14 protein-coding genes are annotated in these 19,338 nt (G+C 69.3%); 5 read left to right on the top strand and 9 right to left on the bottom strand.

From position 1 onward, the window contains the following. Positions 1-305: 305 nt before the first annotated feature. Positions 306-1,586 (top strand): SGNH/GDSL hydrolase family protein, encoded by a 1,281-nt coding sequence (locus HMPREF2883_RS11270; RefSeq protein ID WP_070662453.1) that lies wholly within the window; start codon positions 306-308, stop codon positions 1,584-1,586. 199 nt (positions 1,587-1,785) lie between these two features. Next, on the top strand, positions 1,786-2,901 hold the full coding sequence (locus HMPREF2883_RS11275; RefSeq protein ID WP_176747216.1) for a YwiC-like family protein: 1,116 nt from the start codon (positions 1,786-1,788) through the stop codon (positions 2,899-2,901). 48 nt (positions 2,902-2,949) lie between these two features. On the opposite strand, the gene hisC is transcribed toward HMPREF2883_RS11275, so the two are convergent. Next, on the bottom strand, positions 2,950-4,107 hold the full coding sequence (gene hisC / locus HMPREF2883_RS11280) for a histidinol-phosphate transaminase (RefSeq protein ID WP_070662458.1): 1,158 nt from the start codon (positions 4,105-4,107) through the stop codon (positions 2,950-2,952). Positions 4,108-4,153: 46 nt separating this feature from the next. Here hisC and HMPREF2883_RS11285 point away from each other — a divergent pair, with 46 nt between their 5' ends. Continuing rightward, a complete protein-coding gene (locus HMPREF2883_RS11285; protein ID WP_070662461.1) occupies positions 4,154-4,561 on the top strand; it encodes a phage holin family protein in 408 nt (135 codons plus the stop codon). Positions 4,562-4,705: 144 nt separating this feature from the next. Here HMPREF2883_RS11285 and HMPREF2883_RS11290 read toward each other — a convergent pair whose 3' ends face one another. Both HMPREF2883_RS11290 and HMPREF2883_RS11295 read right to left on the bottom strand, forming a co-directional pair. Beyond that, positions 4,706-6,511: a hypothetical protein gene (locus HMPREF2883_RS11290; RefSeq protein ID WP_070662464.1), complete on the bottom strand. Its 1,806-nt coding sequence runs from the start codon at positions 6,509-6,511 to the stop codon at positions 4,706-4,708. 152 nt (positions 6,512-6,663) lie between these two features. Next, positions 6,664-6,891, bottom strand: a complete 228-nt coding sequence (locus tag HMPREF2883_RS11295) for a hypothetical protein (protein WP_070662467.1) — start codon at positions 6,889-6,891, stop codon at positions 6,664-6,666. A 179-nt stretch (positions 6,892-7,070) separates the two neighbouring features. Here HMPREF2883_RS11295 and HMPREF2883_RS11300 point away from each other — a divergent pair, with 179 nt between their 5' ends. Beyond that, positions 7,071-7,436, top strand: a complete 366-nt coding sequence (locus HMPREF2883_RS11300; RefSeq protein ID WP_070662470.1) for a hypothetical protein — start codon at positions 7,071-7,073, stop codon at positions 7,434-7,436. 401 nt (positions 7,437-7,837) lie between these two features. Here the strand turns inward: HMPREF2883_RS11300 and HMPREF2883_RS11305 are convergent, their stop codons facing one another. Further along, complete coding sequence (locus HMPREF2883_RS11305) at positions 7,838-8,509, bottom strand: class I SAM-dependent methyltransferase (protein WP_070662473.1); 672 nt, start codon at positions 8,507-8,509, stop codon at positions 7,838-7,840. A 101-nt stretch (positions 8,510-8,610) separates the two neighbouring features. Here HMPREF2883_RS11305 and HMPREF2883_RS11310 point away from each other — a divergent pair, with 101 nt between their 5' ends. Then, positions 8,611-9,915: a C1 family peptidase gene (locus HMPREF2883_RS11310; protein ID WP_070662475.1), complete on the top strand. Its 1,305-nt coding sequence runs from the start codon at positions 8,611-8,613 to the stop codon at positions 9,913-9,915. 11 nt (positions 9,916-9,926) lie between these two features. On the opposite strand, the gene HMPREF2883_RS11315 is transcribed toward HMPREF2883_RS11310, so the two are convergent. The 5 genes from HMPREF2883_RS11315 to HMPREF2883_RS11335 form a co-directional block, all read right to left on the bottom strand. After that, positions 9,927-10,319 carry a very short patch repair endonuclease gene (locus HMPREF2883_RS11315; RefSeq protein ID WP_070510856.1) on the bottom strand — a complete coding sequence of 131 codons (393 nt, stop codon included), beginning with the start codon at positions 10,317-10,319 and terminating at the stop codon, positions 9,927-9,929. Between the two features lie 79 nt (positions 10,320-10,398). Beyond that, positions 10,399-13,413, bottom strand: a complete 3,015-nt coding sequence (locus tag HMPREF2883_RS11320; RefSeq protein WP_070662478.1) for a Z1 domain-containing protein — start codon at positions 13,411-13,413, stop codon at positions 10,399-10,401. Between the two features lie 3 nt (positions 13,414-13,416). Next, on the bottom strand, positions 13,417-14,409 hold the full coding sequence (locus HMPREF2883_RS11325; RefSeq protein ID WP_070662481.1) for a PD-(D/E)XK motif protein: 993 nt from the start codon (positions 14,407-14,409) through the stop codon (positions 13,417-13,419). 3 nt (positions 14,410-14,412) lie between these two features. Beyond that, a complete protein-coding gene (locus HMPREF2883_RS11330; protein ID WP_070662484.1) occupies positions 14,413-15,921 on the bottom strand; it encodes an ATP-binding protein in 1,509 nt (502 codons plus the stop codon). A gap of 2 nt (positions 15,922-15,923) precedes the next feature. Next, the gene (locus HMPREF2883_RS11335; protein WP_070662487.1) at positions 15,924-19,337 is read right to left on the bottom strand and encodes a DUF499 domain-containing protein; all 3,414 of its coding nucleotides are present in this window, start codon (positions 19,335-19,337) and stop codon (positions 15,924-15,926) included. Position 19,338: the final 1 nt, after the last annotated feature.

The following is a 19,338-nucleotide window of genomic DNA, read 5'->3' on the forward strand; positions in this document are numbered from 1 at the left end:
CTGTAGGGCTACGCGAGAAATGCCCGGCTCGGCGTCTGTCTGCCTCCTCCGAGCCACAAAGAGGAGAGCACGAGCCAACCCTCAGCTGCCCAACAGATGGCTCATCACTGCCCGATGAGCCAAGGAGAGTACCCCAAACTTTCACTACGGTTAATTCAACACGAATTAGTTATAGTATGGCCTTGACAATCCGCCGTTGCACACACCGACGCGATCAGGCACGAAGCCTGACATCGCACAACCATCCCGTGTGACACAACTGATAGAACCGCGCTCTCTTATAAAGAGAGTTTCTTAGAGAGAGCATGCTCAATCATTCTCACATGTCGCCGGCGCCATCGTCGGCCTCATCGAGTGCCACGCCACGAGACACACGGTCCCGGAGACGCCACACGCACCTGGGTGCGCTGGCCTGCGCCGCAGCCCTCGTGTGGACCTCTGCCGTCAGTCCCTCGAGCAGTGCCACGCCTCTGGAGCCTTCACCTCCCAACGGCACCTATGTGGCCCTGGGCGACTCCTACGCCTCCGGCGTCGGGGCGCCGCCCTACGCCAGCGGAACTGACGTCCAAGGCGGCAACGGGTGCAAACGGGGTGCAGGCGCCTACGCCCACCAGGTGGCCGACCAGACCGGCAAGACCCTCGACTTCGACGCCTGCGCAGGAGCCCGCACCCCCGACTTCTACCAGCCCGGGAAGGAAGCAGCCCAGCTCAACCACCTGAACTCCTCCACAGCCCTGGTCACCTTCTCCATCGGCGGCAACGACGCCGGCTTCTCCACACTCTTCTCCAAGTGCGTCACCGCCGCCCCCTTCACCAACTGCTCCAGCAACAAGGAGGTCTCCGAGCAGGTCGACGGCGCCATCGACGCCCTAGCCGGCAAGACCACACGCGCGGGCATCACCAGCTACGACACCATCATGACCGACATCGCCGCCCGCGCCCCAGGCGCAACCGTCGTCACCGTCGGCTACCCACGCATGTTCACCCCACGGGGAGCCGGACAGATCCTCCCGGTCCCGGGACGCTGCGAAGGCGTCACCAAGGTGGACCAGCGCTGGATCAACGCCAAGACCAACGAGATCAACGCCGCCGCCAGCGCCGCCGCCCAACGCCACGGCCACCGGTTCACCGACCCCTCCGCCTCCTTCGCCGGACACGAGCTGTGCGGCCAGCAGTCCTCCTGGTTCGACGGCCTGGTCAACGACGGACGCTTCCACCCCAACACCAACGGCCACAAAGCCATCGCCGGCTCCGTCATGGAGGTCCTGAAGGAGCAGCCGGCCGCCGCGCAGGCACAGCTCGCCGCCGCACAGGCGCAGGTGGACAACACCCGCCCCGCCGGCTCCTTCACCCTCGCCCGCAACGGCGACCAGCTGGCCCTGGACGCCTCAGCCTCCACCGACTCCGACGGCACGATCACGAACATCGACTGGTACATCCAGCGCGCCGACAACACCGAGGAGATCCTCACCGGCACCCAGGCCACCACCACAGTCCCCAGCGACGAACAGGTCGTCATCACCGCCGTCATCACCGACAACCAAGGCAAAGAGGACTTCACCACCCAGACCGCCCCCGCCTCCTGAGCCGCGGTGCCCTCGTCCGGACAGGTCACCCCCTTCGCCTGTCACCTCGTTGACGGTCCGTAGCGGTCCGGGTCTGAACCAGGGCCGAGACGATCCGAGTCGCCTCGGCCGGAAAGGGCGCGTCCCAGCACGCGCAAGACACTCCCGCACGCGCAGGATGTCCCGGCCAGCGCCGGGGGTGAGCGATTAGGGTGAGGGTGTGAGCCAGTCACGCCCGTCGAGGCCGTCCAAGCACCACGTCGAGCACTCCTCCGCGCACACCGATCCCGCGCCTTCCGCGCCCACCGGCTCCCCAACGAGCCCGGCGGCCGCGTCGGCCGACCAGGCCCTGGCGTCGTCCGGCACTACCTCGCCGCGCCGCGCCCCCTCTCAGCAGTCCCGCCCCGGCCCGCAGGACGACATCATGCTGGCCACCGGCAGGCCCCGGCAGGCCGAGCGGCCCAAGCCCCCCACCCAGGAGCAGATCCGCCGTCAACCTGGCCGCAAGGCCTGGGTGCCCAACCAGCACGGGGCCTGGTCGATGCTGGTGCTGCCGCCGATCGTCGGCTGGGTGGTGGGCGGCTTCAGCTGGGTGAACCTCCTGTTCCTTCCCACCTGGTGGGGCAGCTACCTCACCTACTGGTCCTGGTCGCAGTGGCTGCGCACCCGCTCGGCCCGCAAACGCGCCCTCATCATGCTGCCGCTCCTGGTCTACACCGGCTGGACGGCCTCCCTGGCCCTCATCACCCTGCTGGTGGCGCCCTACCTCATCCAGTGGGCGGTGCCACTGGCGCCACTGTTCGTCATCGCACTGCACCAGGTGTGGCGCGGTCACGAGCGCTCACTGCTCTCGGGGCTGTCGACGACGACGGCCGCCTCCCTCATGGCCGCTGTTACCTACAGCCTGGCGGTGCGCGGCGACGGTGGCTTCCTGGGCCTGGGGACACCGAGCTCCCCCCTGCCGGGGGCCTCCCCCAGCGGCGCCCTGACGGGCTGGTCCTGGATGTGGCTGGTCACGGCGCTGACGGCCGCCTACTTCGGTGGGACGGTCCCCTACATCAAGTCGATGATCCGCGAGCGCTTCAACTACACGCTGCTGGCCGGCACGGTGGCGGCGCACGCGGTGGTGGCGGTGGTGACGTGGTGGCTGGCGTCGTCGGGGATGCTGCCGTGGGGGCACGCCGTCCTGTGGGTGGTGCTGACCGTGCGGTCGCTGGTCATGCCGCTGTGGCAGTGGCAGCTGGTGCGCACGCGCCACCGCCCGCTGCGCCCGGGGACGATGGGCGTCGTCGAGGTCGTCATGTGCGTGGCCTTCCTGGTGACCATCTCGGTATGACCAGGCCTGCGACGACGCCGTAGCCCGCCCTGCCCTCTCCGGCGGGTCTCAGTGCTCGGCGCGCCAGGCGGCCGCGGCGGCCAGGACCCTCTCGTTGTCCGACGTCGTCCCGACCGAGACCCGCACGCCCTCACCGGCGAAGGGCCGCACGAGGATGCCTGCGGCGCGGAAGTGCTCGGCCAGCGCCGTCGTCTGCTGCCCCACGCCGAGCCAGAAGAAGTTGCCCTGGGCCTCAGGCACCTGCCAGCCCTGGGTGCGCAGGGCGTCCACGACCCGGTTGCGCTCGGCGGCGACGGCGGCCGAGCGCTCGTCGGTGCGGGCCAGCTCGGCCTCACCCAGGGCGGCGGTGGCAGCGGCCTGCGCGGGCAGGTTGACCCCGAAGGGCGTGGCCACGGAGCGGATGGCGGCGGCCAGGCCCGGGGCGCACACGAGGTAGCCCACGCGCATCCCGGCCAGGGCGTGGGCCTTGGAGAAGGTCCGTGAGACCACGAGGTTGGGGGCCCCGTCCAGGAGGGTGAGGGCGTCGCCGGCCCGCGGGTCGGTGACGAAGTCGAGGTAGGCCTCGTCGATGAGGACGACGACGTCGCGCGGCACCCCGGCCACGAGCTCGGCCAGCTCCTCGGCGGTGAGGATCGTGCCGGTGGGGTTGTTGGGGGTGCAGGCCATGACCACGCGGGTGCGGGGGGTGATGGCCGCCAGCATGGCGGGCACGTCGTGACGGGCGTCGGGGGTCAGCGGGACGCGCACGGCCCGGGCCCCGGCGACGGCCACGCAGATCGGGTAGGCCTCGAAGGATCGCCAGGGGATGACGACCTCGTCGCCGGGCTGGCAGACGGCGTCGAGCAGGTGCTGGATGAGGGCGACCGAGCCGTTGCCGACGACGACCTGCTCGGCATCCACGCCCCACCGGCGGGCGAGGGCCTGCGTGAGGCCCTCCCCGGTCATCTCCGGGTAGCGGTTGACCCCACTGGCGGCGCGGGTGATGGCCTCGATGACCGCGTCCTGGGGCGGGTAGGGCAGCTCGTTGGAGGAGAGCTTGGCGATCTGCGCTGCGGCGGCGACGTCGGGGCGGGCTCCGGGCACGTAGGCGGGCAGGGCGGCGACGTCGGGGCGGATGCGCACCGTCGTCGAGGGGGCGGCCTGCGAGCCGGCGGCGGGGGTCGCCGGCCTGGGTCCGCCGGGAACTGGGGTCGCTGCAGGAGTCATGCCCCCATCTTGGCACCGGCACAGGTTGCCCAGGCACAATGGAGCCATGGAAATCGTGGCACGAACTATCGGAAACGCGGCCGGCCTGTGGCTGGCCACGCGCCTGCTGTCCGGACTGAGTGTGCCCGAGGGGGTGAGTACCTCCCACATGTGGCTGAACCTGCTGGTCCTGGGCCTGGTGCTGGCGCTGGTGAACTCGCTCATCAAGCCGGTGGCGAAGTTCCTGGCCTTTCCGCTCTACATCGTCACCTTCGGGCTGTTCGCCCTGGTGGTCAACGGCGCGATGCTCTCGCTGACGGGCTGGCTCACCGACCACATCGCGGCCCTGGGCGCCGGCGGGTCGGTCCCGCTGGGGCTGGAGGTGGCCTCCTTCAGTTCGGCGGTGGCCGGCTCGATCATCATCTCGGTGATCTCCTCGATCATCGCCGCGATGCTCGTGCGCCACGAGGACTGAGACCGACGACGCCGGAGGTGCGCCGGACGGCTCAGCTGATGCCGGCCGACGTCGCCCAGCGTCACCCGGCGTCACCCTGCGCCTCCCGGAGCAGGCCGGCACCCGCGTGCCAGCACATGTCACCAGTGTCATGACCTCACACTCCTAGTGCTCGCCCGTCGGCTGCGGGGACGGGGTGGGCCGCGGGTAGGAGGGTTGCGCCGACGGCACCTTGCCCTGGTAGGTGGTGCCGCCCTTGTAGATCCCGTTGGGGTCGGTGTTGCGCTGGATCGCGAAGGTGTACTCGGTGGTGGTCGTCCCCTGCTCGCCGGCGCCCGAGGCCCGCGAGAAGGACGTGTTCCAGTCGGCCAGCTCGGGTGCCTTGTCCTCCAGCCCCTCAGCGGCCTGGGCGTAGGCGGAGGAGGCGTGGGGGTAGCCGTTCGTGCTCATCTGGTGGGTGTCGAGCATGGCGACCTGCCGGTTGGGGCCGGTGGGCGTGGGGGCGGCGTCGAGCCCGGGGACGGCGTCGCCGGTGTTCTCCAGGTGGAGGGCGTGGACGTCGTCGGGAATGTCGGCTCCCGCGGTGGGGGAGCCTGCGGTGAGGACAGTGGTGATGTTGTAACGCTCCTGGATCGCGGGGTCGGCGGCGATGTTGGAGACCGTGATTCCGCCCTGGGAGTGGCCGTAGAGGGCGACCTCCTCCCCCGGTTGGATGCCGGCCTGGCGCATGGCGGTGACGACGCCGCTCTCCATGGCGGTGGGCGTGCCCCCCACGGCCTCGAGGTTGGTGAGCAGGTCCTGCGGCTCGCCGTCGCCAGAGGTCCAGTCGGTGGTGCCGGGGACGTAGACGACCCAGGAGACACGGCCGTCGGCGTGCTCGACCCGCTGGATGGAGATGACCCCAGCCTCCTCGTAGCCCTGCCCCAGGGAGTTCTTCGAGGACTGCACCTCCTGACAGTGGGTGATGGTCTCGGAGATGCTCTGCGGGGACTTGGCCTCCTTGCCCTTGCCGGTCATACCGGGATTCACGGCGCTGGCGAGCCCGAAGGGGTCCTTGGCGGCGGGCGGGAGCACGGTGGATCCGTTGCCGCCGACGGGGGTGACCGTGATGCCGCTCTGGGTGCCGTAGACCCCCGCCCCCATCGCGGCGGCGTTCGCACCCAGGACCATGGCGACGCGCTGCATGGGCGTGAGGCTCTTGGTGTCGACGGTCTGCGTCCCGACGGCGACCTGCCCGGGCAGGCGCTGCTTCGCCCAGGGGTCGAGACGCTGAGAGACCTGCTGGAGGTAGGCCTGGACCGTGGCGGTCTCCCGCCCGGTCTTGGCGTTCTTGAGCCACTGCGTCAGCAGGACGATCCTGACGAGGTCCTCCTTGACCCACTGCTCGGTGGTCGGGTCGCTGAGCAGGAGCTGGAGGACCTCGACGGTGGCCTGTCCGTCCTCGCTGTCCTCCACCAGCTTGTAGAGCAGCCAGCTCATCGCCGGTGAGGACGCCAGCAGCGCTGAGATCGTGGGGAACTGTGTGACGGTGGCGGCCCCCAATGCCATCTCGAGGAGGCCGGAGTCGAAGGCCCGAACATCCACGGGTCCCACCAGGCCATTGACGGGAGCGGCTTTCCCCTCGGCCAGGGCGTGGGCCTGGGAGCATGCGGTGACGTCAGAGGCGATGCCGCGCAGAGTATCGGCGACGTCCTGGAGCGACCCCGGCCCGGTGCTCAACGTATCCAGGGCTTGAAGAGCGACTAGCTTCTCCATATCGAATACACCCGGGATCGGGTTAGGGGTACTAGACGGGGAAACGGATGGAGGCGGCGCCGCAATCACGTCGGTGGCCGCGTTGGCAACGAGTGCTCGCGCGTCATCGAGGGATCCGGCTGCCGAGGTGAGGCTGCTGGCCAGGGAGTCGAGGTCAGCCGTGTTCACGGAGACGGAGCCGCCCGCCACCACCACCGCGGGGCCCACACCCCACATGGTCCAGTTGTGGCCACTATCCTCCGGGGCAGCCGAGGCAGGGGAAGTCTTGGGCTTCGGGGGCGCCGATGAGGAGGCCGGTGATTTCGTCGCGTGGGGATCCTGCTTCCAAGCGGGGTACGGGCCGCTGGAGCTATCCATGGCAACCGGGCTCATGATGAGCTCGTTCCCGTCGATGAGTCGCGTGACTCGACGACACCGACCTTGGAGGCGGCCGTGTCATAGCGCGTCGCCAGCGCAGTCAGGAGCCCGGAGACATTGGTGAGCATCGTCTGGCAGGCGGTGGAGTCCGCCCCCACCCAGCTGGCGGGGACCGACGTGGGGAACTGAGTAACGGCGGTGTCGTAGTCCGCCCTGGAGCGTGACAGTGAGAAAGACATGACTCGACGGTAGGGCGCCCCCGAGGCTGCCGCAGCGCCGGCTTGCAGCCCTGTGGATCAGACCTGCACTCCGGCGCCTGTGGCCCCCGGTGAGCCACACGCCTGCGCGACCAGTGACCAGATGGGAGGATCCATGCCGACGCCCACTCACGACGTCCCCCGGGGAAGGAGAACCGCACATGGATCCCACAACGGAGGAGCTTCTTTTCATGGGCACGGAGTGCGAGACCAGCGGCATCGAGGCCTTCAACACCGTGCGAGACATGGAGAACCTCGACGCCGAGGCCGCCGTCGAGCGGACTCGGGCGATTCTGACCTGGCTGTCCTCCCGCAACATGATCGACCTGTTCCTGGGCAATCCGTTCACGTATGAGCCCGACCCCCGCGACGGCGACCCGACCGGCACCGCCCTCATCCGCGCGGACAGGCTCTGGACCGTGGACGGCCCCGATGACAGGTGGCTCCTCTACGACGCCACGCCCTGGGGCAGGCTCATGCTCGAGAACTGGTGGATCGCGCGCCGGGAGAAAGGCTCGACGAGCTGACGGTGGCCAGGCCTCGGGCTCACCTCCTCGACAAAGGACTCGGCCCGCGGTCCGGCCTCCCGGACCGCGGGCCCAAGCCTCGCGAGGTCCTCCTGCTACCCGGCTTCCCATAAGGCCGGGGAGGCAGGACCTCCTTCACCAGAACGTCCGGTCCGGGCTCCCTAAGACCCGTTCCAGACTCGGAGACCTGCCAGTCATCGGGCTCCCCAACCCTCGTGACCGGTTCCGTCCGGCGGCAGTAACTATGTAACCCACCGATCCTGAGCGGACCCCCCGAATTCCCCTATGAACACGCTGAGAAATAGGCGCCATTCCGCCGTTTTGGCGTTGCCTGCACCACATTCCGGCGATTATCCAGAATATTCCGGGACTTCTTCAGGGCCGTTCCCACGACTCGCCCATCAAACCGAGGCCGGCGGCCTGCGCAGGCACACGACGGCGTCGGCCCGGTGCCCCTCCTGTCCGTCGGGCCCCGTGGCCCGCCGGTCTCGCTCCTCGCCGACGACGACCTCCCAGCCGGCCGTCGCCTCGGCCAGGCCCTCGAGGAGCTCGGCGGCCGTGTAGGTGCGGGCGTGGTGGGTGTGCCAGGGCGGGTTGACGGCGTGCACCGCGGTGAGCAGGCGCCCGCCGGGGGCGACGCGGGCGGCGGCGTCGCGCAGGAGGGTCACGAGGTCCAGGGAGCCCGGCTCGTGCCCGCCGTGGACGTAGAAGCTCGTCACCAGGTCGAAGGGTCCGACAGGTAGGCCGTCTCCGGCGTCGTGCACGCGGCCGGTCACGCGCGAGGCGACCCCGAGCCGCTCGGCCTGCCCGGTCAGACGCCCGATGGCGGTGGCGGACAGGTCCAGCCCGACCACCTTCCAGCCGCGCTCGGCCAGCCACAGGACGTCGGCGCCCTCACCGCAGCCGATCTCCAGGGCGGTCCCGGGGCTCCAGTCGGTGGCGAGCTCCGGCAGCCAGTCGTTGGGGCGGCCCGACCACAGCTGCTCGACCGCGGCATAGCGCTCCTCCCAGCGGGAAGCGGCGTGAGCGGCGTCGGGCTGCGGGCCGGAGTGCTGCTGGCGAGGCTGCGTCATGCCTGGATCCTACCGACGTCGGCTCGCCCGGCAGGCCGTCCGGCGACGGCGCCCAGCGGCCGGCGGGGACGGGAGGGCGCCGCCGATCTATCCTCTGAGCCATGACGATCGACACCTCCTGGGTCGCCCAGCGCAATGCCGCCTTCCTCGCCGACCCCGCCGCCCGCCTGGCCGGCAACGCCGTCGCCACCACGGACGTGGAGCAGGTCTCCCTGGACCGGACCACGGTGACCTCCATCGACACCTCCGTGTCCGACCTTGTCCCGGACGCCTCGATCACCGACCAGAAGCAGTCGGGGCGCTGCTGGGCCTTCGCCGGCCTCAACGTGCTGCGCGCCTCCATGCTCAAGGAGCTCGAGCTCGACTCCCTGGAGCTGAGCCAGGCCTTCCCCTTCTTCTACGACAAGCTGGAGAAGGCCAACGCCTTCCTCACCCGCGTCATCGCCGAGGCGGACCGCCCCCTGGATGACCGCGAGGTCGTCGACTCCCTGTACTCCCCCATTCCCGACGGCGGCTGGTGGCCGGAGTTCGCGCGCCTGGTGGCCAAGTACGGGATCGTGCCGGCCTACGCCATGCCGGACACCGTCTCGGCCGGTAACTCCGAGGCGATGAACGAGCACCTGGCCACGCTGCTGCGACGCACGGCCCTGCGGCTGCGGACCGCGGTGGCCGACGGCGTCGACCCTGAGCCGCTGCGGCTCACGGCCCTGGAGCAGGTTCACCGGATGCTGTGCATCCACCTGGGGACCCCGCCCGAGGAGTTCGTGTGGCAGTACCGCGATAAGAACAAGGAATTTCACCGGGTCGGGACGCTCACGCCGCGACAGTTCGCGCAGCGCTACGTCACCGGAGTGGAGGAGTTCGTGGTCGTGGCCCACGACCCGCGCCCCGAGATCGCGGTCAACACGCGCTACGGCATGGGCCGCAGCGACGTCATGGTGGGCGAACCGGTCCAGGATCACGTCACCGCCGAGCTGGAGGTGCTCAAGGCCGCCGCGATCGCCGCGATCCAGGACGGCGAGCCGGTGTGGTTCGCCTGCGACGTCGCCAAGCAGCGGGACAAGAAGGCCGGAATCTGGGACGCCGCCCTGCACGACTACGAGGGCCTGTACGGGGTGGACCTGTCGATGACGAAGGCCGAGCGGCTGGTGGCGCGCGAGTCGGCGCTCACCCACGCCATGTGCCTGACCGGCGTCGACCTGGTCGACGGCGTCCCGCGGCGCTGGCGGGTGGAGAACTCCTGGGGCGACAAGTTCGGGGACAAGGGCTTCCACACGATGAGCGACTCCTGGTTCGACGAGTACGTCTTCGAGGTCGTGGTGCGCGCGAGCCGCCTGCCCGAGGAGGTCCGCGCCGCCCTGGAGACCGAGCCCGTCATGCTGCCCAGCTGGGACCCGATGGCCTGAGGGGCGGCGGCTCACACGTGCCCGTTGGGCTCTTCGCCCTCGTCGAGGGCCCGGACGATGAGTCGCACGGCCTCCTCGGGAGGGACGTGCTCCCAGATCCGCAGCACCGTCCACCCCTCCGCCTCGGCCATCGCGGTGGTCTCCCGGTCCCGTTCGATGTTCCTCGCGAGCTTCGGGCGCCAGTAGTCGGCGTTCGTCACCGGCACCGTCGCGTGCTCGGGGCACCCGTGCCAGAAGCAGCCGTCGATGAATACGGCCAGGCGCCGGCGGGTGAACACGATGTCCGCCCGCCGGCGCCTGTTGCTCCAGGGCGCCATGTCCACGCGGTAGCGCAGGCCCCTAGCATGCAGCAGTCGCCGGATCGCGAGCTCGGGCTTGGTGTCCCGGTGCATGTTGGCACGCATGGACCTGGCCACGCCCGGCGTCGACGCCCAGGACGGGGCCTCGGCCCGTCCCGGTCGCCGCGGCTGCGACCTCTCCGGCTCAGTCGGTGTCGACGACGGGGTCATTGCTCCGATCCCTGCGTCTGACACTGAAGGCGATACTCCCGCTGGGGGCGGCCGCATAGGGAAGCGCCAGGGAGAAGAGCGTGGCGGTGTCCGCCACGGTCATCGTCTCGGGCATACGGCTCGGGGTCCTCTCGGCACCGTTCTTCGGGTCGGCGGCGAAGGTGAGGAGCATGGCGCCACGGGTACTCGTCCGATAGGCGATGGCGGCGTCGTGCTCTCCCGCGATCCTGTCCTTCGAGCGGGGCTTTCCAGCGATGGTCTCGATGGCGTCACGCTGTCGGAAGGAGCTTCCGGAGAATCCTCCACGGGTGCCACCGCGGCGGGTCCGCTTGAGCATCGGGATCCGAAGCCCGTCGACCGTCTTCTCCGGCGTCCCCTTGAGCATGGGGAGGAGAACAGCCCAGTCCTTCAGCTTCCCACCGGCCATGGCACGGCGGATCATCTCCAGGGTGGGTTCGAAGTCGAACTGCTCCATCCATGAGAAGCCCTCCAGAACCGTGAGCATCTCCTCGGCGGTGACGACGGCGACCCGCCCGTCGAACTCCCCTATGCGCTCGGTCTTCCGGTCCCAGTACTCGAAGGACTCGATCGGTCCGAACAGGTCGTGCTCGAACCACGGCCGGACGAGTGCGAAGTGCTTCGCGTTCGTTTCTCCGCGTCCCCGCTCGGGCTGCCGCGGGAAATCGTGAAGCTCGCCACCGATCCCCTTGAAATCGAGCTTGGCGTTGTACATCTTGTTCCGGCTCGTGGGGAGCAACCACGGCAGCTGCTGGAAGACGAGCGGCGGAACCTCGATGGGACGGAGGAGCGGACGCCCGTCCTCGCCGAGCCCGGCGAAGGTCTCGAGCTGCTCGCGGAACTGCTCCTCATCCCGCATGATCGCCCCGAAGGCCTCGTAGAGGTCATAGGTCGTCTTGCCGGCCCCCTTGACACTTCTGGCCATGTACAGCCTCACCAGATCAGGGTATCCACGCCTGTAGCCGAACCACCGCCCCATCTGCATGAGGGCGTCCCCCTGAGTCGACCTGCGCTTGAAATAAGTGATGGTCAGCCCCTCGAGGGTGAACCCCCGACTGAGCTTCGTGCCGCCGACGAGGATTCGCCAGACCCGATCCCTTTGGAAGTCGACCTGGTTGTACTGCTGGTCCTTGTCACCATTGACGATGACGACCGGGTCAGTGCCACCGGCCATGACGAGGTCGAGCACCTCACCGATGAATGGAGCCACGTCCTCGAAGGATTCCGGAAGGGGTAGGTCGTCCTCCCACTGCCGGGCGGCGGAGACGACGGCGAAGTCCTCATCGAAGAGCTTGCGCAGCGCATCATTCGAGGCGGGGGACCCGTATCCCGCCTGCTGCCACAGGCGACGGATCCGATCCCCGAGCTCGGCGTGCTCCGTCTGCTTGACGGACTCGTGCACCAGCATCGTGTGGTGGCGGAAGGCACCCTCCAGCGAGGGTCTTCTCGTCGCCCTCCACAGCTTGATCGCCCCGGTGAGCACGAAGGCGTTCAGGGCCTCGCGCAGCTCCTTCTCCACACCCTGCGGATCAGTGTCGTCATCACCGCGCAGACTGCGGACGAAGGCCTTCTCGTTCGAGACGGCCGGATCGTCCTTCTCCTCATCCGTGAGCTCCTCGAAGTCGTGATAGGCCCGACCGCCCCGGTACGCCTCCGGGGCGCTCAGGCTCACGATGAAGTCGCGGGGGAAGATGTCCTCGGCGTCCTCCGGCGAGATGAAGACATTGGCGAAGGGAGTCGCGGTGTAACCGACGTACTGGGCCCGGCTCAGCCTGCCCATGAGCTCAGCGATGAGCCGGTTGATCGCGGTGCGCTCCTTCCGGGTTCCGACGCTGTCCGGTTTGACCGTGTTGACCGAGGCCTGATCGGCCTCGTCGTCGATGATGAGGGTGGGAATCTCGGCCGGCAGGGCCCTGATTCGTCGCAGGTCCTTGACCAGATTATCGAGCACGGTCTTGTTCTTCTTGACGACGGCGATGCGTACGTCGGTCCGATGGATGTTGTCCGGGTGCCACATCGGCCTACCTGGATTGCTGAGCTCACGCCCGATCCGAGGATCGAGGATACCCGGCCCGTCCTTGCGCTTTCCGTAGTCCCACTTGGCGCTGGTCAGGCGATGGATGGCCGGAACACCCGTTTCGGTGAATCCGGGACCGTAGGAGACGAATCGCCCCGCCTTCCAGTCGACGTCATCGGTGCTCACGTAGTCGACGTCCTTCAGAAGGTCCTCGTCCTCCTCACTGATTCCCCAGAGGATGTTCTCCCTTCCGATGAGCTCCATGTCGAGTCGGCGCTGGGTCTGGGAGCGCAGGATCTCCACGGTTCCGGTGAGCACGATGATGAGCCGGTAACCCGCGTCGATGGCCTTGGCGATGACACCGGTGAAGTTGGCGGTCTTGCCGCTCTGAACGTGACCGACGACCAGCCCCTTCGACTGGTAGGGCTCAGCCCCGGAAGGGTCGGCGAGTCGTCCGACGATGTCGGTGGTGGCCGAGTCGATGCTCGCCACTGCTTCAGGCGGCAGTCTCTTCTCCAGCAGTGACCGGTAGCCGTCCCAGTAGAAGTGGTGCGCCCGCCGCCGCTCCTCGTCGTACCAGGGTGTCCAGTCGGGGGCGAGGATGGCCTTGGTCCGATCGACGAAGACCGGGAAGGTCTCGTTGATGCGCGACGCCACGTCATCGCTCACGCCGAGCCGCTTCATGACGACCGCCCGCCGTTCAGGGGTGCGGGCGGCGGTCCCGTCAGTCCAGGCGGCATCCTTCTCCGCATCCCACTCGCTGAGCCGGAGGTGGAACTTCGTTCTTCCCGGGGCGTTGCGCTCCGCGCTCAGGATGAGGTCGGGGATCTCCTCTCGGGCGATGACCTCGCCTACTGCTTGAAGGTACGCCGAGACGATGCCGTGCAGATCCATCGGCACGTTCATGCCGTCGAGCGCCTGCTTGAGGGCCTGGTCGTACTTGTCAATACTCATGTCTCAGTCCTCATGCGTGGGTGCGGCGGCGAACTCGGCGGGTGCGGTCCCCTCGGGTTTGAGGTCGGTGACGTCGATCCGGTAGTCGATGCTGCGGACCAGTTCGGGGCGGGTCACGATCCGGGAGAGTCCTGCGGAGGTGATCGCCGGGAAGGCCTCATCGACGGTGTAGAAACGAGGTTCACTGCGGACCAGGAGGCGCGTCGTGTAGAGCCGGTCGGCCTGGGCGTCCTCCCATCCGCAGTCGGTGAGTCTGTCGTCGAAGTCCGTGCGCCCGGACCGCAGCCGCCGGCGAATGCGCTCGATGAGCTCGGGGAGGGTCTCCCCGTTGCCGGCCGCACCGGCTCCCGTTACCTGCACCGACATGAGATGCAGCAGCCGCCCCGGTGTGGGGGTCAGCTGGCCGAGGCCATGGATGACGTGGATGCGTCGCTCACTGCGGGTGGTCTTGACCTCGACGTCGGCCTCGCCGAGGACGAAGTCGTGCTCCTCTGCCCGCGGCCCGAGCCAGGCGGCCAGAGCCTTCGCCTCCCCGACTCCGTCGATGAGCCGATCGAGCGCCACCAGTTCACCGAACAGCCCGATCTCCTGGTCCTCACTCAGCCTCGGTGCGCGTGCGAGTAGTCCTCGGAAGGCGTCGAGCGCCACGTGGAGCGCGCGCTCCAGGTCGTCGCCCTGCTGGAGCTGGTCGGTGACTGCTTGGAGGAGGGAGTAGGCCTCGTACTCGATGCCCTTGGCCTCGACGGTGACGCGGAACCAAACGGTCTCGTCCCCCGGCTCCTCGACGATGTCGGTGCGGATCATCCGGTAGGCGGAGACGTCGATGTCCGAGCCCGTCGCCGGTGTGCACAGCGTCAGCTCCCCGCGAGGCGGGTCGATGCCCAGGACGCAGAGGGGCTCCTCGGCGAGCCGCTGCTCAGCGGGGTGCCCGGCGTCGAAGTAGGCGGCCAGGGTCTCCGGGGTCAACGCGTCACGATCATCGGGATGCTCGTTCATCCTCTACTCCTTCTGGGCGCCGCGACGCCGGAGCTCGTCGGCGAGGGCGGTCTCGATGATTCTCTCGAAGGCCTCGATCTCACGCTTCTCCCGCCCACCCAGGTAGGCCCCCTCGAAGAAACGCGAGTAGAGCAGGAACACGAGGGTCTTGAGCAGGGGGGCGTCCTGAGGGTCGCTGCTGGTGGAGAACACTCGCCGGTGGCGCTCGTTGATCTTGAGAAGGCGCTGCTCGTGGTCCACTTCGACCAGGCCGTTCTCCGGCATGCGCTCCCACCGGATCTTGATGGGTTCGGCGTCGGCGAACTCGACGGAGTCCTGGATGGCGTCGTAGACGTCCCGGCCGAGGCCTCCGCGCGGCTCGACCAGTCGGATCGGGCGCGGCTCCCTCCGACGCCCCTCGGTGGCCGCACTGCGGGCGGAGGCGAGGAGCGCTGAGAAGGTTCCGATGTCCTGCCCCACGGAGGCGTGGACGGCCCGTCCCATCTCCGGTTCCAGGACGACGCCGCTCTTCTCCGGGTTGATCCGGACGACATCGAGCAGCGCGTCTCCAACATCGAGGGAGATGCGCAGGTTCGCGTAGTCCCTACCGCCGTCGATGACGGAGTTCCAGCCGCCCAGCTGCAGCAGGCGGTCATTGCGGTAGACGTAGAGTCCCTGGCCTCCCTCGGCCGGGGAGAGCCTCCGTGAGGCCTCGACCCCCGGGGCATCGAGCACGGCGCCCTTGAGGATGACGGCGGTCAGGTCGAAGGGGACATCCCCGACCTCACCGGCGAGTCGGTACGGATGCGCGGCAGAGGCATCCAGGGCGAGCGGATCGAGGGCCCGCACTCGTCTCACGGACCCCGCCCGTCCCAGGCCGAGGTCGTACTCGTCGACGGCGATCTCGACGTCCCCTCGGGCGATGATCCTGTGGAAGACGAGTCCGAGGTGACCGCGGATGCTCTCGACGAGTCGGCTGAGCCAGGAGCGCCGCTCGTCCCGGTCCGGCGCGACCACCGCGGTACGGAACCCCCGCCAGCGGACGACGGTCCCGCTCAGCGGCGCGGCATCGGTCATGCGCACCAGGGACCCCTCGAGGACCTCGCCCACCTGACCGTCGTCGAGGCTCTGCACGAGGGTGGGCTCCTCCCTCGTGATGCGCCGGCCGACGGGAACGCCCCCGATGGCCCGGGAGTAGACGTCGAGGGTGTCGGCCTGGCTCAGGGAGGCGGCCTTCAGTCCGAGCCCGTAGTGGCCCAGGTCCGTCTCGCCGTAGTCACGACGGCGGGAGAGGGCCATGGCTGCGTCAATGCCGGCCTTGTCCATGCCGTGACCGTCGTCGATGACGAGCATGCCGGTGACGTAGTCGTCATCGGTGAGGATGCGGATGCGAACCTGCGAGGCGCCTGCGTCGATGGAGTTGTCGACAAGGTCGGCGAGCGCCGTGGAGAGCTCGTGATGGGCTCCCAGGGCGTCCGCGATGGACGGGTCGGGCGGAACGGTCCGGGAGGAGACCGCGGCGATGTCCTCCATGGTCACCCCTCGGTGAATCGGCCCGGCTTGAGACCGAGTGTGCGGGCGTTCTCCGCGACCGTGCGCACGGTGTCGGCATCGAATCCGTTGTAGCGGGTCGCGTCGATAGAGACCTCGATGTTGAGGCTGTCCGCGCCGCCGGCTTTCAGGTGGGCGATGACCTCATCGGCCAGCAGCGCGAGCTGGGCGGCGATGTCCTTCCCGGGGTCCAGCTCGGCCACTCCCTCGAATCTCGAGTTGGCGACGGGCTGCGGCTCAGGTGCCGGGGGGACGGCGCGCCCGTCGCGGGTGGAGTCGGATCGGGTCGCGGTGGCGTCGGGTGCGGCGCCCGTGTCGTCAGCGGGTCCGGACTCGCGCGACTCCGCAGACGCAGCAGCCCTCCGTTCCTCCTCCTCACGGCGGCGCTGCGCACGGGCGAGCGCGGGGGCGACGAGGAGGGTCGTGTCGGTGATCCTCGGCGCCTCGTCCTCCAGCGGGAGGCGCAGGTCGAGGAAGTCGCCCCGCTCGGCGTCGTAGTCGGCGGCGAGGGCGAAGCCGACGCTCTCCCAGCCGATGTCATCCATGACGGAGGCGACGGCCTTCTCCAGCACCCTCCGGTCCCGGAGGCGCGGCATGTAGGGGTAACGGGTGAAGTAGGACCACAGCTCGCCGACGGTGATCCTGCCCCCGTGCCATCGGGCACGAAGGTTCATGCCCCCGAGCTCAAGGGCCACGGCCGTCGGGGTGATGTCGGTCAGGACGATGTCCTGCTTGCCGAGCCTGAGGCCGGCGCGCACGGCGATCCGCTGCTCGTCCCCCTCGATCTTGACCGGCTCGATCTTGAAGGGGCGGCCGCCGTTGTCCTGGACGGGGTGGAGCGCCCAGATCCACGCGCCCGCCACGGAGCGCTCGGCGACGCTCTGGGTGTCCCGCCTCTTCTGGCGTGCCTGCTCGGCCTGGCTGGCCGTGAGGTCGTGGTCCCGGATCGACTCCTCCTTCGCCATCTCCGACCACGCCATGTGGATGCGCAGCGCCTGCTCGGCCTCGGCCCACCGCCCCTCGTCGGGGGCGACGGCGATGAGGGTGTTGACATGGTTACGGGGCGCGGAGCCGCGATGGTGCAGGAGCTCCTCAGTGAACTCCCTGCCGGGCCCGGTCACCTGCGAACTCCGCCCGTTCCTGGCGGCGACCGTGCGGTCCGGGCCGAGGATGACCAGTGCCGTCTCCTGCCTGTCGGGGACGTCCCCGGTGGATGCCGGGGCGACGATGACATGGGCGAACTCGCGGGCGCTCGCCGCCATTCCCTTGAGCATGTCGACCGCCTTCCGGGCGACGTCGGCGGTGTCGAGGGAGGCGGCCCGGTCGACGACCATCCGGTTGATCGACGGCTGCCGGTCGTACCAGCTCCGGGTCCCCTGGTTGTAGACGTAGGTGGCTCGGTCAGTGAGCATCTGCAGGGAGGAGCCGAAGTTGCCCAGGGTGTCCCCGGGCATGGCCACGCCGAGGAAGAGGCGCTGACGGTCGATGCCCTTGTGGGCGGTGTCGAGGGTGGCGGCGGAGCCGAGGAACAGGGTGCGGGCGATGCGCCGGGTCAGTGCCCGTCGTCCGAACAGCTCCCGTTCCCGGTCGATGCGCAGAGGGGTGGCGTTCTCGCCGTCGATGTCGGTCTCGATGATGGTGCGCCAGGCGTCGTCGAGGTAGCCGGCGATCTCGTCGCGGACGGCGTCGTCGTCGAAGGGGATGGAGCCCGGCATGATGAGGGGGGCGTCGTCGTCGGCCTGGACCAGGGAGTGGACCACGGCGCTCATGAGGCGCAGGACGCCGCGGGTCCGCTGGAACCGCTCCAGGGAGGACCAGTCGCCGTAGAGCCGGTCGAACAGCTCGGGGTGGATGGGGTAGGCCTCGCGCAGCCGCCGCTCGTAGTCCGGCTGGAAGGTCTCGGAGGGCAGCTCGCCGCGCTGCCCCCGGTAGTAGTCGACGAATCGTTTGATGGTGGCGTCGCGCTTGCGGAGGGCCTCGGCGTCGAGGTCGGTGAACAGGCGCCGGCGCACGATCTCGAAGCTCTCCCCGGAGGTGGCGGGACTCCAGTTGTGGGCCACGCGCCCGACGACGTGCTGGAGCCGCTGGAGTGCCTCGCGGCCGCCGTCACCGCCGATCTCGAGCTCGGAAGCACGGGTGACGGTGCCGTCCTGGCGGATGTCGGAGGCGGGGATGGAGACGAGGAGGAGGGCACCGGGGGTGCCCTGGACGGCGGCGGTGAGCTCCTGGGCGAAGGTGAACTGGGTGTCGAAGCTGCCGCCGGTCAGACCATCGCGCCGGTACAGACCGCGGGCGTAGGCGACCCACTCGTCGATGAGGATGAGGGCGGGGGTGTGGCGGCTGATGAGGGTGCGCAGGGCGGCACCGGGGTTGGTGCCGGTGCGGTCGGCCTGCGCGATGAGTTCGTGGGCCTCGGCGCCGCCGAGCTGCCAGGCGAGCTCGCCCCACAGGGTGTGAACGACCGTTCCGTCCGGCTTGGTGGTGGGCTGCCCGGGGGAGATCTCGTTGCCGACGATGGCGACGCGCCTGACGCCGTCGGGGATCGAGGTGTCGGCGAGCAGGTCCTGGACGTCCTGGGTGAGGTCCTTGAGCGGGGTCGGGCCGGCCAGGTGCCAGGCGGCGAGCATGGAGTGAGTCTTGCCGCCGCCGAAGGTGGTCTGAAGGTTGATGACGGCCTGGGCGTTGGGATCCCCGGACAGCCGCCGGGCGGTCATGGTCAGGAGGGTCTTGAGCCCCTCGGTGAGGTAGGTGCGCTTGAAGAAGCCGGCGGGGTCGCCGTATTCCTCGCTGCTCTCCCCGTGGGCGACCTGGTGCAGGTCGGCGGCGTACTCGGCCTGGCCGTAGCTGCCGGAGACGATGTCGGGGTGGGGGCGGACGACGTCCTTCCAGGGTGCGAGGCCGTTCTCCCCGAGGCCGGGCATGGCGACGGCGCTCGCCCGGGTGTCGCGCCTGGTGGCGGCGTCGAAGGTGGAGTGCAGCGCGTCCCGTTTCATGGCACGGACCTGGTCGGCCTCGGCGGGGGCGTTGATGGCCCGCAGGAGGCGCTCGGCGGTGTCGAGGGCGCGGTAGGTGTCGTCCATGCTGAAGGGGCTGTTGTGCGCCCATTTGTTGCGGACCTCGCGCAGCTCGCCGGCGAGGTTCTGCTCGCCGCGGGAGAGGATCCCGCTGAAGAGGAATCCGAGGTTCCCGATGCGTTCGGTGATGATGCGCAGCTGGCACTGGGGGTCGGAGGGTTCGTAGGTCCGGTCCGGCCGGCCGTCCTTCCAGGCGAGGAGGTCGGTCCAGGTGCTGGCGGCGGGCAGCTTCGGGGCGACGGTGACGGCGATCCAAGGCTCCAGGGCCCCGGAGAGGATCTCGATGGCCCGGCCGATGCGGTCCCGGTTGGAGGTGGCGGACATG

The organism is Actinomyces sp. HMSC075C01 (assembly GCF_001812965.1).
GTDB classification, from domain to species: domain Bacteria; phylum Actinomycetota; class Actinomycetes; order Actinomycetales; family Actinomycetaceae; genus Actinomyces; species Actinomyces acetigenes.